This is a genomic window from Pseudomonas cichorii, from assembly GCF_018343775.1.
Lineage (GTDB): Bacteria > Pseudomonadota > Gammaproteobacteria > Pseudomonadales > Pseudomonadaceae > Aquipseudomonas > Aquipseudomonas cichorii.
In genome coordinates this window covers 4,323,847-4,339,851 of the sequence record NZ_CP074349.1, presented here as the reverse complement: position 1 = coordinate 4,339,851, position 16,005 = coordinate 4,323,847, and the positions used below count along the sequence as shown (strand labels likewise).

The 16,005-nt window shown below is 58.8% G+C and carries 19 protein-coding genes and 1 tRNA gene; 14 read left to right on the top strand and 6 right to left on the bottom strand.

What is annotated here, in order from left to right; translation table 11 throughout:
- Positions 1-7: 7 nt before the first annotated feature.
- The 3 genes from KGD89_RS18310 to KGD89_RS18300 form a co-directional block, all read right to left on the bottom strand.
- Positions 8-421, bottom strand: a complete 414-nt coding sequence (locus KGD89_RS18310; RefSeq protein WP_025261219.1) for a translation initiation factor 2 — start codon at positions 419-421, stop codon at positions 8-10.
- A gap of 137 nt (positions 422-558) precedes the next feature.
- Positions 559-858 (bottom strand): YciI family protein, encoded by a 300-nt coding sequence (locus KGD89_RS18305; RefSeq protein WP_025261218.1) that lies wholly within the window; start codon positions 856-858, stop codon positions 559-561.
- A 1-nt stretch (position 859) separates the two neighbouring features.
- The gene (locus tag KGD89_RS18300; RefSeq protein WP_025261217.1) at positions 860-1,459 is read right to left on the bottom strand and encodes a septation protein A; all 600 of its coding nucleotides are present in this window, start codon (positions 1,457-1,459) and stop codon (positions 860-862) included.
- Positions 1,460-1,526: 67 nt separating this feature from the next.
- On the opposite strand from KGD89_RS18300, the gene KGD89_RS18295 reads away from it, so the two are divergent.
- From KGD89_RS18295 to nadA, 7 genes are all read left to right on the top strand, one after another.
- On the top strand, positions 1,527-2,390 hold the full coding sequence (locus tag KGD89_RS18295; protein WP_025261216.1) for a PHP domain-containing protein: 864 nt from the start codon (positions 1,527-1,529) through the stop codon (positions 2,388-2,390).
- Between the two features lie 13 nt (positions 2,391-2,403).
- On the top strand, positions 2,404-3,033 hold the full coding sequence (locus KGD89_RS18290) for an L-threonylcarbamoyladenylate synthase (RefSeq protein WP_025261215.1): 630 nt from the start codon (positions 2,404-2,406) through the stop codon (positions 3,031-3,033).
- 119 nt (positions 3,034-3,152) lie between these two features.
- Positions 3,153-3,851 (top strand): segregation and condensation protein A, encoded by a 699-nt coding sequence (locus KGD89_RS18285; protein ID WP_176767540.1) that lies wholly within the window; start codon positions 3,153-3,155, stop codon positions 3,849-3,851.
- A 15-nt stretch (positions 3,852-3,866) separates the two neighbouring features.
- Positions 3,867-4,628: an SMC-Scp complex subunit ScpB gene (gene scpB / locus KGD89_RS18280; protein WP_025261213.1), complete on the top strand. Its 762-nt coding sequence runs from the start codon at positions 3,867-3,869 to the stop codon at positions 4,626-4,628.
- Positions 4,629-4,676: 48 nt separating this feature from the next.
- Positions 4,677-4,868 carry a DUF1289 domain-containing protein gene (locus KGD89_RS18275; RefSeq protein ID WP_025261212.1) on the top strand — a complete coding sequence of 64 codons (192 nt, stop codon included), beginning with the start codon at positions 4,677-4,679 and terminating at the stop codon, positions 4,866-4,868.
- Between the two features lie 185 nt (positions 4,869-5,053).
- The gene (gene rluB / locus KGD89_RS18270; RefSeq protein ID WP_025261211.1) at positions 5,054-6,274 is read left to right on the top strand and encodes a 23S rRNA pseudouridine(2605) synthase RluB; all 1,221 of its coding nucleotides are present in this window, start codon (positions 5,054-5,056) and stop codon (positions 6,272-6,274) included.
- Positions 6,275-6,593: 319 nt separating this feature from the next.
- Positions 6,594-7,652, top strand: coding sequence for a quinolinate synthase NadA (gene nadA, locus KGD89_RS18265; protein WP_025261210.1), 1,059 nt, complete (start codon positions 6,594-6,596; stop codon positions 7,650-7,652).
- 70 nt (positions 7,653-7,722) lie between these two features.
- Here the strand turns inward: nadA and KGD89_RS18260 are convergent, their stop codons facing one another.
- Complete coding sequence (locus tag KGD89_RS18260) at positions 7,723-9,156, bottom strand: M48 family metalloprotease (protein WP_025261209.1); 1,434 nt, start codon at positions 9,154-9,156, stop codon at positions 7,723-7,725.
- Positions 9,157-9,304: 148 nt separating this feature from the next.
- Here KGD89_RS18260 and KGD89_RS18255 point away from each other — a divergent pair, with 148 nt between their 5' ends.
- On the top strand, positions 9,305-9,556 hold the full coding sequence (locus tag KGD89_RS18255; protein WP_025261208.1) for a sulfurtransferase TusA family protein: 252 nt from the start codon (positions 9,305-9,307) through the stop codon (positions 9,554-9,556).
- A 33-nt stretch (positions 9,557-9,589) separates the two neighbouring features.
- Positions 9,590-10,660, top strand: a complete 1,071-nt coding sequence (locus KGD89_RS18250) for an AI-2E family transporter (RefSeq protein WP_025261207.1) — start codon at positions 9,590-9,592, stop codon at positions 10,658-10,660.
- Between the two features lie 45 nt (positions 10,661-10,705).
- Here the strand turns inward: KGD89_RS18250 and KGD89_RS18245 are convergent, their stop codons facing one another.
- Both KGD89_RS18245 and KGD89_RS18240 read right to left on the bottom strand, forming a co-directional pair.
- Entirely contained in the window at positions 10,706-11,179 is a 474-nt protein-coding gene (locus KGD89_RS18245) for a peroxiredoxin (protein WP_025261206.1), read from the bottom strand.
- Between the two features lie 9 nt (positions 11,180-11,188).
- Positions 11,189-11,752 (bottom strand): glycine cleavage system protein R, encoded by a 564-nt coding sequence (locus KGD89_RS18240; protein WP_025261205.1) that lies wholly within the window; start codon positions 11,750-11,752, stop codon positions 11,189-11,191.
- 326 nt (positions 11,753-12,078) lie between these two features.
- On the opposite strand from KGD89_RS18240, the gene dapA reads away from it, so the two are divergent.
- The 5 genes from dapA (at position 12,079) to KGD89_RS18215 (ending at position 15,771) form a co-directional block, all read left to right on the top strand.
- A complete protein-coding gene (dapA, locus tag KGD89_RS18235) occupies positions 12,079-12,957 on the top strand; it encodes a 4-hydroxy-tetrahydrodipicolinate synthase (RefSeq protein ID WP_025261204.1) in 879 nt (292 codons plus the stop codon).
- A gap of 18 nt (positions 12,958-12,975) precedes the next feature.
- Entirely contained in the window at positions 12,976-14,091 is a 1,116-nt protein-coding gene (bamC, locus tag KGD89_RS18230; RefSeq protein WP_025261203.1) for an outer membrane protein assembly factor BamC, read from the top strand.
- Positions 14,092-14,850, top strand: coding sequence for an MBL fold metallo-hydrolase (locus KGD89_RS18225; RefSeq protein WP_025261202.1), 759 nt, complete (start codon positions 14,092-14,094; stop codon positions 14,848-14,850). It begins immediately after the preceding gene.
- 28 nt (positions 14,851-14,878) lie between these two features.
- Positions 14,879-15,589: a phosphoribosylaminoimidazolesuccinocarboxamide synthase gene (purC, locus tag KGD89_RS18220; RefSeq protein WP_025261201.1), complete on the top strand. Its 711-nt coding sequence runs from the start codon at positions 14,879-14,881 to the stop codon at positions 15,587-15,589.
- Between the two features lie 92 nt (positions 15,590-15,681).
- Positions 15,682-15,771: transfer RNA gene (locus tag KGD89_RS18215), tRNA-Ser, on the top strand.
- Positions 15,772-16,005: the final 234 nt, after the last annotated feature.

Below are 16,005 nucleotides of genomic sequence, written 5' to 3'. Positions count from 1 at the left end.
GACTCACTCAATTTAGCCATTGCTGACGTTGCTTACGTCGACCGCCGACAAATATACCGCACACCAGGGCTATTACCGCAACGCCACCGCCTGCAATGAACCATTGCTGCTGTTCGGTCAGCAAGCGTGAGGACGCAATGGATTGTGCTTCCTTGAGCTGCAGCTTGAGTCTCTGGTTCTCTTGACGCAAACGTGCGAGTTGCGCGCTTTCACGCTCGGCCTCGGCATTCTGCGCCAGCCTGAGCTGTTCTTCGCGCAGGCGCTCGCTTTCCCTGAGTCGCTGTTCAAGCTCGGCAATCCGGCTGGCAGGGCTGGGCAAATGCAATGCCTGCACGTTACCGGAATCATTGGTTTCCTCGGCCTGAACCGCACTGTTTACCGCTAACACCATCATCAACAGACACAACACACCTGGACGCATCTGAACTCCCTTGATAGAGCCGTTTCTATTCGAAATATCGATGAGGTTGTCGGCAGGGAGGCGGGAATGATGAGTATCGCGAGGCAGGAGGGTGTTGCACGATCCTGCCCTGGCGAACAGGATCGGGGGTGTTACATTTATGGCAGGACTTGCTTGAACGGCTTGACCACAACATTGCCATAGACGCCTGCTGCAACGAACGGATCGGCCTTGGCCCAGGTTTCCGCGGCGCTCAGGGACTCGAACTCGGCGACGATCAGGCTGCCGCTGAAACCCGCAGGGCCCGGATCATTGCTGTCCACGGCTGGATGTGGACCCGCCAGCACCAGACGGCCTGCATCCTTGAGGGCGATGATGCGCTCCAGGTGAGCAGGACGTACGCTCAGGCGTTTTTCCAGCGAGTCGGCAACATCTGTAGCAATGATGGCGTAGAGCATGTCAGTCCTCGGTTTTGGTAGTGGAAGAAGGGGCTGCGTCACTCAGGTGACGGCTCAGGTAGATACCTTGAGCCACCAGGAAGATCAGGGTCATGGCCAGACTGCCGAAGACTTTGAAGTCGACCCAGAAGTCCTGATAGGTAAAGGCCACATACAGATTGGCAGCACCGCAGAAAATGAAAAACAGGACCCAGGCAATGTTGAGTTTGACCCAGACTGCAGCAGGCAGGGTCAGGGCGTGGCCCATGACGCGCTGGATCAGCGGGCGATCACCGATGAAGTGGCTGCCGGCAAATGCCAGGGCAAACAGCCAGTTGACCACCGGAGCTTTCCACTTGAGGAAGGTTTCGCTGTGAAAGGCCAGGGTCAGGCTGCCGAAGACCAGGCAGGCTACCAGGGTCAGCCATTGGCTTTTTTCCAGTTTGCGCTGCTTGATGTACAGAATCCCGTAGACGACCAGGGAGCTGGCGATCAGCATCGCGGTCGCACTGAAAATCCCGCCTAGCATGTAACTGTGGCCCAGGATGTCGACGGCGCGAGGTTCGGTCTTGTAGACGATGAAAAACAGGATCAGCGGGATGAAGTCTATGAATTGTTTCACAATGGCAGCCAGAAGCAGGATGTGACGGCATAATAACAAACATCAAAGACAGCGATAGCTCCCGAATATGAATGTTGACCTGCACTGCCACAGCACCGCGTCGGATGGCTCTCTTGCGCCAGCGGCCGTGGTGGCCCGTGCCTATGAAAACGGTGTGCGGGTTCTGTCGCTGACCGACCATGATACGGTCGAAGGCCTCGAAGAAGCCCGTGCGGCCGCGCATTCTCTGGGGATGCAACTGGTCAATGGCGTCGAGTTGTCCTGCACCTGGGGAGGCGCAACCATCCATATCCTGGGCTACGGATTCGACATGAAGGCCCCGGCGCTGGTGGAAGCAATCGAGCGTTTGCACGAAGGCCGCTGGTTGCGGGCCGAGGAAATCAGTCGCAAATTGGCGATCAAAGGTATGCCTGGGGCGCTGGAAGGTGCCCGGGCGATCCAGCAGGAACTGGGCGACAGCGGTAATGCTCCGGCCCGACCGCACTTTGCCGACTATCTGGTGCGTGCCGGTTTTGTGAAGGATCGTGCCGAAGCTTTTCGCAAATGGCTGGGGGCAGGCAAGCTGGGGGATGTGAAGCAGCATTGGCCGACTCTGGACGAAACCGTCGCCACTTTGCGGGCTTCAGGTGCCTGGGTCAGCCTCGCGCATCCATCGCATTATGACTTCACGCGCAGTAAACGGCGTAAACTGGTCGCCGATTTCATCCAGGCTGGTGGCCACGCCATCGAAGTGGTCAATGGCATGCAACCTGCCGATCAGGTCGGAACCCTGGCGATACTGGCCCGTGAGTTCGGTCTGCTGGTTACCGCCGGCAGCGATTTCCATGGCCCTGGTGCATGGTCCGAGATCGGTATATACCGGCCGTTGCCCGAGGATCTGCCGCCACTGTGGTGCAGATTCAAACATGAACAGCCTCCAGCCTCCGTCTGAACAGGAAGTTACCGTGAGTCAATTTTTCCAGGTCCACCCGGAGAACCCGCAACCGCGTCTGATCAAGCAAGCCGCGGAAATCATCAAAGCCGGCGGGCTGGTGGTGTACCCGACCGATTCGTCTTATGCGCTGGGCTGCCAGATCGGCGACAAGAGCGCCATCGAGCGCATTCGTCGTCTGCGCCAGCTGGACGACAAGCACAACTTCACCCTGATGTGCTGCGACCTGTCGCAACTGGGGCTGTTCGCCAAGGTCGATACTGGCGCTTTCCGGGCCCTCAAGACCCACACGCCGGGGCCATACACCTTCATTCTGAATGCAACCCGTGAAGTGCCGCGCCTGATCCTGCACCCAAAGCGCCGCACCATCGGTCTGCGGGTACCCAGCCATCCCATTGCCCAGGCTTTGCTGGAGCAACTGGGTGAGCCGCTGATGAGTGTCAGCCTGATCATGCCCGGCGACAGCGTGCCGCTGAGCGATCCTTATGAGATGCGCCAGATACTGGAACATCAGGTGGATCTGATCATCGATGGCGGCATGGGCGGCATTTCGGCTTCCACCGTCATCAGCCTGGCTGACGGAGAGCCGCAGATCATCCGTGTGGGGTGCGGTGATCCGACGCCGTTCGGTGAAGAAGCGTAATGACGAACCTGGAAACGGTAGACAGCCAGGCCGATGCCCAGCAGGAGCTGCCGTTCGCACTGGTCTATGGGCAGGCGGTCACGCAAATGCCGCTGGATCTCTATATTCCGCCGGATGCTCTGGAAGTTTTTCTCGAAGCCTTCGAGGGGCCGCTTGACCTGCTGCTGTACCTGATCCGCAAACAGAACATCGATATCCTCGACATCCCGGTAGCGGAAATCACCCGCCAGTACATGGGGTATGTCGAGCTGATGAAAACCGTGCGTCTGGAACTGGCCGCGGAATACCTGGTGATGGCCGCGATGCTGGCCGAGATCAAGTCGCGCATGCTGCTGCCGCGTTCGGCAGAAGTGGAAGAGGATGAAGAGGACCCTCGTGCCGAGCTTATCCGTCGTCTTCAGGAGTACGAGCGTTTCAAGGCAGCGGCTGAAGGGATCGATGGCCTGCTGCGGGTCGGGCGCGATGTGATCGTGCCCAAACTCGATGCCCCCGAAGCGAGGGCGCGCAAGCTGTTGCCGGACGTCAGCCTGGAAGAAGTGCTGATGTCCATGGCCGAGGTGCTGCACCGGGGCGACATGTTCGAAAGCCATCAAGTCAGCCGTGAGGCATTATCGACCCGCGAGCGCATGAGTGATGTGCTGGAGCGGCTCAAGGGCGGCGGTTTTGTGCCTTTTGCCGAATTGTTCACCGCTGAAGAAGGGCGGCTTGGTGTTGTAGTGACGTTCATGGCCGTGCTTGAGCTGGTCAAGGAGTCTCTGGTCGAGTTGGTCCAAAACGAGCCCTTTGCGGCGATCCATGTCCGGGCGCGAGCCGAGTAGAGCAAGAACTGAATCATGAACCTCAATGAACCTCGCGAACTGGCACCCTTGCTTGAAGCATTTCTGCTGGCTTCTGGAAAGCCGCAGACGCTGGAGCGCTTGTACGAGCTGTTCGAGGAAGGCGAGCGCCCGGAGCCGCCGGTCTTCAAGAAGGCTTTGCAAGTGCTGAGCAAGTCCTGTGAAGGCCGTGCTTTCGAGCTCAAGGAAGTGGCCTCGGGCTATCGCTTGCAGATTCGCGAGCGTTTTTCACCCTGGGTCGGGCGTTTGTGGGAAGAGCGCCCGCAACGTTATTCCCGAGCCATGCTGGAAACCCTGGCGCTGATTGCCTATCGTCAGCCGATTACCCGTGGCGAGATCGAGGACGTACGTGGCGTTGCGGTCAACAGCCATATCGTCAAGACGCTGCTGGAGCGTGAGTGGATCAGGGTCGTCGGTTATCGTGATGTGCCCGGCAAGCCGGCGATGTTTGCGACCACCAAGGGCTTTCTCGATCACTTCAACCTCAAGAGTCTCGAAGAGCTGCCACCGCTGGCCGATTTGCGTGAGATGGAGTCCGAACCGGTGCTTGAGTTCGACGATGCGCCAGTCCCGGCGCATTTGCAGGCTCTGGCCGATGCCAGCCTGGATGTCGATGAAGATGAGCCTGAATCGCCACGGGATGAAACCAGCTTCCGCAGCCTGCTGCTTGAACTCGACTCCATGGAGCAGGGTCTGAAGACTGACTTTGATGATCTGTTGGTCGATGAGCCCGATAAAGAGCCTGAAGACGATGTTTGACGGTGGAGTTCTACAAACTGTGTGCGAATTCATTCGCGAAAAGGCCCTATGAGCAGCACCAGGAACCCCTGTATCAGCCTCTGCAAGTTTGACGACGACATCTGTCTGGGATGCGGTCGCAGCAAGCGGGAGATCAAGGCCTGGAAAAAACTCGACAAGGACGACAAGCGGCTCGTTCTGGCCGAGTCGGTCATGCGTCTGGCGAAGCTGAAGACCACCGGTCGCAAAAAGAAGAAGTGACTGGCAGATTTTCAACCGGGCCTGGATGCGCAACCGGCTGCATGAGCGTATGATTCGCGACCCTTTGGCGAATCCGCTTCGCCCAGGCTCAAAGTATTTCGCCTTGCGGCTATCCACAGCGCGCAGGGCAGCAGGTCTTGCCGGTCCTCGGCAAGCCCTGATTCGACACACCGGGAGGTGCCCAGATGAGTGAAAAAGACACGCAGGACAGCCAGGAAATCGGACCCGCAGGTGAAAAACTGCAGAAGGTTCTGGCACGTATTGGCGTCGGTTCGCGTCGTGACGTCGAGGCCTGGATCAGCCAGGGCCGCATCAAGGTCAATGGCCGCGACGCCACCCTTGGTCAGCGCGTCGACATGCATGACGCCATTACCGTTGACGGTCGCGTCATCAAGCGCGAAGAGGCTGCCGAAACGGTACGCCGCGTCATCATGTACAACAAGCCGGATGGCGAGATCTGCACCCGTGACGACCCTGAAGGCCGACCAACGGTGTTCGACCGTCTGCCGCGTCCCAAAGAAGGCCGCTGGATCAATATCGGTCGCCTGGACATCAACACCACCGGTCTGCTGATGTTCACCACCGATGGTGAGCTGGCCAACCGCCTGATGCACCCGTCCTTCGAGATGGACCGCGAATATGCGGTACGTGTGCGTGGCGAAGTCGATGACGACATGCTGCTGCGTCTCAAGAACGGCGTGATCCTCGAAGACGGTCCTGCACGTTTCACCGATATTCAACAGGCACCGGGCGGTGAAGGTTTCAACCACTGGTATCACTGCGTGGTGATGGAAGGCCGTAACCGTGAAGTACGTCGTCTCTGGGAGTCCCAGGGCCTGGTGGTCAGCCGCCTCAAGCGCGTTCGTTACGGGCCGGTATTCCTCAACTCGGACCTGCCGATGGGCCGCTGGCGCGAAATGAGCCAGTACGAAGTCGACGTCCTGGCTGCCGAAGTCGGCCTTACGCCTGTGGCTCAGCCGCAGATGAACGCCAAGACCAAGGACAAGCTGGAGCGTTTGCAGCGTCAGTCGTCCCGCCCACTGGGCAAGGGCGAGCGCGTACGGAACCTGCGTCCTGCCAATGGCGCACCGGCCACCGGCGAGCGCGCACCACGTCAGCCGCAGGTCACCGGCAGCGATCGTGATCGTCCGCGTGGCGATTCCACGCAGCGTCCACCGCGCAAGGATTCGGGCAAGCCAGGTTCGCGTTCGCCGCGTCCTGCCGAGAACAGCCGTGGTACGCCGGTTGCCGAGCGTCCAAGTGATGTGAGCAAGCGTCCAGCCAAGCCTTCGCCAAAGCGCGCCGGTATCAAGCTGGTCGATGACGATGCTCCATCGGGCAAGCGTCGTGGTCCACCGGCCGGTTCCGGTCAGCGTCCTGGCTTTGGCCGTCGCAAGCCGCAGTAAGTCTTGATGTAAATAAAAAACGCCGGTTTCGACTGGCGTTTTTTTATGGCTTTCATTTAATGAAAGAGGCGAGGTCAGGCCTTGTTTGACGTTATTGCGTCAGGTTATTTACCCGTCATGGAGTAGATTAATCTGGTAAATGATTCTTGTTACTCCAGGTGCGGCTAAACAGACAGAAAATCAATTGCTTGCAGTTTTTTAGGCTGATACCTGAAAAGTTGGACAACCCCTGAAAATCAGCTCTTTCGGCTTTTTTCTTACCTGCCTTTCCAGTGTAAACTTGCCGCTCGCGCTCAAGTGCATTCAGGTCCAGCTAAAAATGACGCAGATTTCCGAACGCTTTCTGGTACAGGCTCACCTCGATGCCAAGCAGCCCAAAGCGTTGAGTATTGAAGAACAGGCCTATTACCGCGCCGAAATCGCTGCCGAACTCAAGGCGCGGGATGCGGTGCTCGTCGCCCACTATTACTGTGATCCGGTCATTCAGGCCCTGGCCGAAGAAACCGGCGGTTGCGTGGCCGACTCTCTGGAAATGGCACGCTTCAGCAATAACCATTCAGCCAGTACCGTGCTGGTGGCCGGCGTGCGTTTCATGGGGGAAACCGCCAAGATCCTCAATCCGGAAAAACGGGTATTCATGCCGACGCTTGAAGCCACCTGTTCCCTGGATGTCGGCTGTCCTGTCGATGAGTTTTCCGCTTTCTGCGATCAGCATCCTGACCGCACCGTGGTGGTCTACGCCAACACATCGGCCGCAGTCAAAGCCCGTGCCGACTGGGTTGTAACGTCAGGCTGTGCCCTGGAGATCGTCGAAAGCCTGATGGATAACGGCGAGAAAATCATCTGGGCGCCGGACAAGCACCTGGGACGCTATATCCAGCGTGAAACCGGTGCCGACATGCTGCTCTGGGACGGTGCCTGTATCGTTCACGAAGAGTTCAAGTCCAAGCAGTTGCAAGACATGAAGGCGCTGTATCCGGAAGCTGCCGTGCTGGTCCATCCCGAGTCGCCTGAGGAGGTCATTGCCCTGGCCGATGCGGTGGGCTCCACCAGCCAGATGATTGCCGCCGCCCAGCGCATGCCCAACAAGACCTTTATCGTGGCCACCGACCGAGGCATCTTCTACAAGATGCAGCAGTTGTGCCCCGACAAGATCTTCATCGAGGCGCCAACGGCCGGTAATGGCGCGGCGTGCCGCAGTTGCGCTCATTGCCCCTGGATGGCGATGAACACCCTTGAGCGCACCTTGCAGTGCCTGCGTGAGGGTAGCAACGAGATATTCGTCGAGCCTGCGGTAATCCCCCATGCCGTGCGTCCTCTGCAACGGATGCTGGATTTCACTCAGGCGGCTCGCCTGAAACAGGCAGGCAATGCCTGACAGATGTGCCTGAAATAAAAATCCCGGCCATCGTGCCGGGATTTTTTTCGGGGGAGAGAGGGGTGAACAATCAGTTCATCATGTCCTTGACCATTCGTTCCTGTTCGATCAGGTCTTTCTGCCGGGCATCGATCCGGGAAGCCAGCTGGAAGTTGTTGCTGGCACGACGCTTGGCGAAATCCAGTTGCTGAATGGCCTGCCGGAAGTCGCCGACCAGGGCGAAGTATTCGGCGCGGGCCTGATGCAGGCCGATGGTGTTGCCATTCAGGCCCCTTGTTTCGGCCACTACGTACCAGATGTCCGGATCGTCTGAGCGGGTCTTGAGCAGCGCTTCCAGTGCTTTTTCGGCTTCTGCGGTGCGGTTCTGCTTGAGCAGCACGTCGATCCGCACATCGTTCAGGGGATAGTTGTTCGGATACAGCGTGAGCATCCGGTCAACCCGTTGCTGGGCATCTGCCAGACGATTGTTGGTGATGTCCAGATCGATCTGGGTCAGGTTGTAGGTGATATCGTTGGGCGCCTTGGCCAAGAGCGGCTTGAGCTCTTCACGGGCTTCATTGAGCTGCCCGGCCTTGATCTGCGCGATTGCCAGCCCGTAGCGTGCCGAATCGGAGTTGGGGTTTTCAACCAGTTGGGCGCGGAAGCGCTTGGCGGAGATCCCCGGGGTTTCCTCATAGATCAGCGCGACCCTGGCCCGCATCAGTTGATAGAGAAGGCTGTCTTCCTTGCCGCCCGGTTTGGCCTGCTCGGCGCGGTTGCGGGTGTCGGCGATACGCGATTCGCTGACCGGGTGAGTCAGCAGGAATTCCGGTGGTCTGGCATCGAATCGATACTGGCGCATGAGGCGTTCGAACATGGTCGGCATGTTGCGAGGGTCATACCCGGCCTTTTCCAGATTCATGATGCCGATGCGATCCGCTTCCTGTTCGTTCTGGCGCGAGAAGCGGCGCTGCTCCTGGATCGCAGCGGCCTGTGAACCGGCAATGGCTGCGATGCCGGCATCACCCGCACCTGCTGCGGCCATGACGATACCGGCCAGCATGGCGGCCATTACGGGAACCTGCATGCGCTGCTGGGCTTCGACACCACGGGCAAAGTGGCGCTGTGACAGGTGAGCCAGTTCGTGGGCCATGACCGAGGCATATTCGCCTTCGGTCTGGGCGTTTAGAAACAGTCCGCCGTTGACCCCGATGATCCCACCGGGCGCCGCAAAGGCGTTCAGCTGTGGGCTGTTGATGAGGATGAACTCAAGGCGCCGGTCCTGGACCTGACTGGTTTCGGCGAGGCGATAGACCGATGTTTCGACGAAGTCCTTGAGCTGCGGGTCGGACAGTTGACCCACCTGGGCACGCAGCATGCCCAGCCAGGCACGGCCCAGCTGGTGCTCCTGTTCGGGCGAAACGATGGAAGAGCTGGCGTCGCCAAGAGATGGTAAATCATCAGCCATGCTCGGTGTGGCGAGCAGGCAGGCGAGCGTGAGCAGTGTAGGACGCAGGAAATTCATGCACGAGGCTCTAGGCTGGAGAACACTTACTGTAGCTGGCTCAATGGCGTGCTGACCAGAGTGAGGTATTCTTCTCGTTCTGTCTGAAATGTCTGCATGCATTTTTTCGAATACTTTTTAACTTGATGTGTCCGCCTGGAGAAAAACGATGTCTGACGCTGTAACGCGCCCCGAGGTCTGCGATGCCGAACTCGATGCCTGTGGCCTCAATTGCCCGTTGCCGCTGCTCAAGGCCAAGATGGAACTCAATCGCCTGCCCAGTGGTGCGGTTCTGAAAGTCATTGCGACCGACGCGGGATCGCAGCGTGATTTCAGAACCTTTGCCAGGCTGGCAGGCCATGTCTTGCTGCATGAAGAGGCCAATGAAGGCATCTACAGCTATTGGTTGCGCAAGGCGTAAATCACAGCCCGTTTTTTCTCGAAAGGATGTTTGATGTTCAAGGTGCTTCGCAATTGGGTGCAGCTGTATTTCTCCGATGAGGAAGCGGTTGTACTGGCAGTCCTGCTGTTTCTGGCATTCACCCTGGTCCTGACACTGGGAGGCATGCTGGCTCCTGTTCTGGCCGGGCTGGTTCTGGCGTTTCTGATGCAGGGCGTTGTCAACTTTCTGGAACGCCTGCGCATGCCGGAAGTGGGGGCGGTCGGTCTGGTATTCGCCCTGTTCATCGGCGTGTTGCTGGTCTTCCTGCTGGTGCTGGTCCCGTTGCTCTGGCATCAGTTGATCACCCTGTTCAACGAGTTGCCGGGCATGCTCGCCAAATGGCAGTCGCTCCTGCTGTTGCTGCCGGAGCGTTACCCGCACCTGGTTTCGGACGTGCAAGTGCTGCAAGCCATCGAAGCGGCTCGTGGCGAAATCGGCAAGATCGGCCAACTGGCGCTGACGTTTTCCCTGTCCAGCCTGCCATTGCTGGTCAACCTCATGATCTATCTGGTTCTGGTGCCCATCCTGGTGTTCTTTTTCCTCAAGGACCGCCAGATGATCGGCCGCTGGGTACGTGGCTATCTGCCTCGTGAGCGTGCCTTGCTGACCCGTGTCGCCGAGGAAATGAATCGCCAGATCGCTAACTACATTCGTGGCAAGGTCATCGAGATCTTCATCTGTGGCGGCGTGACCTACGTGGCATTTGTGGCGCTTGGCCTCAACTACGCCGCGCTGCTGGCGATGCTGGTGGGTGTGTCGGTGGTCGTGCCTTATGTGGGCGCGGTGGTGGTCACGGTGCCGGTGGCGCTGATCGGTCTGTTTCAATGGGGCTGGGGCGATCAGTTCATCTATCTGATGATGGTGCACGGCATCATTCAGGCGCTGGACGGTAACGTGCTGGTGCCGCTGCTGTTCTCGGAGGCGGTCAATTTGCATCCGGTGGCGATCATCTGCGCCGTGCTGCTGTTTGGCGGGCTGTGGGGCTTCTGGGGGATATTCTTTGCGATTCCGCTGGCGACCCTGTTCAAGGCCGTTCTCGACGCCTGGCCGCGCAATGAGCCGAGCGTAGCGCCGATGTTGTAGCGATTGCTGCGGCGTATTGCGCGCCGCAGCAAGGTGGCCGGATGATCAGGCCTTGTTCAGGGCCTGAGCTTCTGCCAGTACTTCGTCCACGTGGCCCGGGACTTTCACGCCACGCCATTCCTTGCGCAGTACGCCATTCTTGTCGATCAGGAAGGTGCTGCGATCAACGCCCAGATATTCCTTGCCATAAAGCTTCTTGAGCTTGATGACGTCGAACAACTGGCACAGGGCTTCGTCCTTGTCGGAAATCAGCTCGAAGGGAAACTCCTGCTTGGCCTTGAAGTTCTCGTGGGCCTTGAGGCTGTCGCGCGATACGCCGAAAACCACAGTATTGGCCGCCTGGAACTGCGCGATGCTGTCACGGAAGTTCTGGCCCTGGGTGGTGCAGCCCGGCGTATTGTCCTTGGGGTAGAAATAAATGACGACCTGCTGGCCCTTGAGCCCGGCAAGGCTGACAGCCTGCCCGCTGGTGGCGGGGGCCTGGAAATCGGGAACGGGTTGATCTACTGCTACTGCCATGAGAACTCCTTACATGGGGGCTTGCGGGCGCCATGGTTCGATCAGCGCATCGAGGTTCAGTGCGTCGGCGAAGTCCAGGAACTGGTCGCGCAACCAGCTGATCTGGGTGCCTGCCGGCAGCGTGACCGTGAACGTCGCGTTGAGCATGGTGCCACCGGTCTGCGGAGCCAGGTAGGTATCGCAGATCAGGTTTTCTAGCTCGACGTTGTGGTCGATGAAGAACTGGCACAGTTCGTTGATGATGTCCGGACGATAGGCCGAGCTGACGTACGCCACGTAAGGCAGGGCTTCAGGACGGCTTTCGAGCGTGGCGCTGCGCACGACACTGATGGTGAAGGCGTGCTTTTTCGACAGCCCCGGCAGGCCTGTCTCGAGACGGGCCAGGGCATCCCAGCTACCAGAGACCTGGAGGATCAGCGCGCTGCACTCACCGTGACGGGTCAGGCGGGAGCTGACGACCGAGCAGCGGTTTTCATGGCTGGCGCGGCACAGGACGTTGGTCAGCTCCATAGGGTTTGCGCCAAGGGCACTGATAACAAGGAATTGTTCGCGAACTGTGGGGGTGGACGACATGCAGCATTCCTAAGCGATGAGCGGTCGGTACTTTTTGGGCTCTGCCGGGCTGTTTCGACGATCGTGAGCGCAAGGTACCAACCCGGGCCCCGTCGTTGAACGCCTGCATGGCACGGCCATGGTAGGGCTGCAACGCGCTGGCACAAGGGGGTTGGCGACAAAAAACGATCGATTGAACGAGGTGCGCAGATGACCAGTAACGATCAAAGGACGAAGGGTAGCGAAAACCATCGCTCAGGGGAATGCTCACAGTGCGGTACTTCGCTTGTACAAGGCTGATGGCGCCAGTACCATTACGGCTCTCTTTTTCCGGCAGGAGCGGTTGCATGATTGCGGGCAGTATGGTGGCACTGGTCACACCCATGGATGCACAAGGTCGTCTGGACTGGGACAGCCTGAGCAAACTGGTGGACTTCCACTTGCAAGAGGGCACCAACGCCATTGTTGCCGTCGGCACTACAGGTGAGTCGGCGACACTCGATGTGAACGAACACATCGAAGTCATTCGTCGTGTGGTTACCCAGGTTGCAGGGCGTATCCCTGTCATTGCAGGTACCGGCGCCAACTCCACGCGCGAAGCCGTCGAACTGACGACCAACGCCAAGACCGCAGGCGCCGATGCATGCCTGCTGGTGACGCCTTACTACAACAAGCCGACGCAGGAAGGGCTGTTCCAGCATTTCAGCCACATCGCCAAGGCCGTCGACATCCCGCAGATCCTCTACAACGTGCCAGGTCGTACTGCTTGCGACATGCTGCCCGAGACGGTCGTTCGCCTGTCCAGGGTGCACAACATCATCGGTATCAAGGAAGCCACGGGTAACCTGCAGCGCGCCAAGGACATCCTGGCAGGCGTGAGCAGCGACTTCCTGCTCTATTCCGGCGATGACGCCACGGCCGTCGAACTCATGCTGCTGGGCGGCAAGGGCAACATTTCCGTGACCGCCAACATCGCGCCGCGTGCCATGAGCGAGCTGTGCGCTGCTGCCATGCGTGGCGATGCCGAAACGGCACGTGCCATCCATGAAAAGCTGATGCCGGTCAATAACACCCTGTTTATCGAATCCAACCCCATTCCTGTGAAATGGGCTCTGCATGAAATGGGTCTGATGCCAGACGGTATCCGTCTGCCGCTCACCTGGCTCAGCGAAGCCTGTCACGAACCGCTGCGTCAGGCCATGCGCCAGTCCGGCGTATTGGTTTAATTGAGGAAGCATTACGCAATGAAGCGACTGGCCGGACTTTCCGCACTAGCCTTGATTATCTCCAGCACCAGTGGTTGCGGTTGGCTGTGGGGGCAAGATGGTTACTTCCGCGATCGCGGCAGTGACTATCTGGAAGCAACCCAGACCGCACCGATGCAGGTGCCTGCCGACATCTCCAACACCAAGCGCCTGGATCCGCTGCTGCCGATCCCTCGCAACGTGGCTGACAGCACCGTGAAGGGCGAGTACAAGGTGCCTCGTCCGTTGCCTCTGTCGGTAGCCTCCGAGTCGAGCGATTTCAGCTTGCAGAAGAGCGGCGACGCCCACTGGGTTCTGGCTCAGCGTCCGCCTGCCGAAGTCTGGCCGGTGGCGCATCAGTATTTTGAAGACAACGGTTTCCGTATCGCTGAAGAGCGTCCACAGACCGGCGAATTCAGCACCACCTGGCAGCGTCTGGACGAGCTGTCCGCTTCGGTTGCCAAGCGCCTGACGGCCAGCGGCGTATCGGCCGATTCCGAAACCCGTGTGCGGGTTCGTATCGAGCCGGGCGTACAGCGCAACACCAGTGAAGTCTACGTGGTCAGCGTCGAGCGTCCGGCTGGCAGCACTGCTGACGTCGGCTTCCCGCCGCGCACGACCAACATCGGCCTCGATGCCGCACTGACCGACGACCTGCTGGCCAGCATGAGCCGTAACGCCGAGAAGGGTGGTTCCGTGTCTCTGGTGGCTGCGCGTGACTACGATACGCCGAGCCGTGTAGCGCTGAGCGAAGACGGCAGCGGCAACCCGGTTCTGACTGTCGGTGCCGATCTGGACCGTGCATGGTCGAGTGTCGGTCGTGCGCTGGATCAGGGCGAATGGCGCGTTGAGGACATCAACCGCAGCCTTGGTCTGTACTACATCAACCTGGCAGAGAAGGCCAACACGCCTGCGAACGAGCCAGGTTTCTTCGGTCGCCTGTTTGGCAGCAAGTCCAGCAAGGAAGAAATCGAAGCCCGTGCCGAGCGCTATCAGGTTCGCCTGAGCAAGGTGGGTGACAGCGTGCAGGTCACTGTCGAGAAAAACATCAACACCGTTGCGCCGGCCGACGTCGCTCGCAGGGTCTTGAGCATCATTCAAGACAACCTGGGTTAAGTGCGTTTCGCTGTTCTGGGCAGCGGCAGCCGTGGCAACGGCACGCTGGTCGCAAGCAACGATACGTACGTGCTGGTCGATTGCGGTTTCTCCCTGCGGGAAACCGAGCGGCGTCTGGCGCGACTGGGAGTCAGCGCCAGACAATTGAGTGCCATTCTGGTGACCCACGAACATGCCGATCATGTGCATGGCGTGGGTTTGCTGTCTCGGCAGTACAATGTGCCGGTCTATCTCAGTCGCGGGACCTTGCGCGGGATGCGCAAGCCGGTCGAAGCCGCCGGGGTGGTGGAAGGCGGGCAAAGGTTGCAGGTGGGAGCGCTGGGCATCGATGTGGTGTCCGTCGCCCATGATGCGCTGGAGCCCACCCAGTTCGTCTTCAATGACGGGCGCCGCCGTTTTGGCCTGCTGACCGACCTTGGGTCTTACTGCCCCAATGTGCTGCAAAGCTATCATGGCCTGGATGCCTTGATGATTGAGGCCAACCATTGCCGCGACATGCTTGCCCGAGGCCGTTATCCGGTCTTCCTCAAGCAGCGTGTGGGAGGCGAAACAGGACATTTGAACAATCATCAGGCCGCAAACCTGGTGAGCGAACTGGGATGGAGGGATCTGCAGCACCTGGTGCTGGCCCATCTCAGCAGCAAGAACAACCTGCCGTATCTGGCCCGGCAATGTTTTGCCGACACTCTGGGGTGCGACCCGGACTGGCTGGAACTGGCCGATCAAGATTCAGGGCTCGACTGGCGACATATCGCCTAGCCCAACTACTTAGCAAGCGGAGCCCATCATGGAAAAACGTGAAGAACTCTACCGCGGCAAAGCCAAGTCGGTTTACAAGACCGACGACGCTGACCGCTTGATCCTGCTGTTCCGTAACGACACCTCGGCGTTCGACGGCAAGCGCATCGAACAACTTGACCGTAAGGGCATGGTGAACAACAAGTTCAACGCCTTCATCATGCAGAAGCTGGAAGAGGCGGGCGTTCCGACTCAATTCGACAAGCTGCTGGGCGATAACGAGTGCCTGGTCAAGAAGCTTGACATGATCCCGGTCGAATGCGTCGTGCGTAACTACGCTGCTGGCAGCCTGGTCAAGCGCCTGGGCATTGAAGAAGGCACCAAACTCGATCCGTACACCTTTGAGCTGTTCCTCAAGGACGACGCCAAGGGCGACCCGTTCATCAACGAATCCCACGTTGTGGCATTCGGCTGGGGTACTGCCGAGCAACTGGTCCGCATGAAAGAGCTGTCGCTCAAGGTCAACGAAGTCCTCAGCAAGCTGTTCGACGACGCAGGCCTGCTGCTGGTCGACTTCAAGCTCGAGTTCGGCGTATTCCACGGCCAGATCGTCCTGGGCGACGAATTCAGCCCTGACGGCTGCCGCCTGTGGGACAAGGACACCCGCAAGAAGATGGACAAGGACCGCTTCCGCCAGGGCCTGGGTGACGTCATCGAAGCCTACGAAGAAGTCGCAAACCGCCTGGGCGTCCCGCTTTAAGGCAAAAAGTTACGCAAGCGCTTGATAGCACGAAAAAAATTAGCGTAAAGGGCTTCGCCTTACGCGCCGATGCTGTTATCATGCGCGCCGTTGGAGAGATGCCAGAGTGGCCGAATGGGACGGATTCGAAATCCGTTGTACCTTCACCGGTACCTAGGGTTCGAATCCCTATCTCTCCGCCATTATTAAAAGTCCTTGTAAATCAATGATTTACAAGGCGGAAAAACGGTAATTATGTAGCAAAATTCTGTAGCAACGCCTTTGAAGGCGGTGGAACAGAAAAAGCCTACAGATTACCGTTTTTTTTCGCCTGCGATTTCTGGATATATTGCGTTGCCGCATCGTCAATTTTAGCTTTATCTTGCCCTTGCAATGGCCATTGGATAGCATCGGGGCTGATTACAAGGATGTTGGAC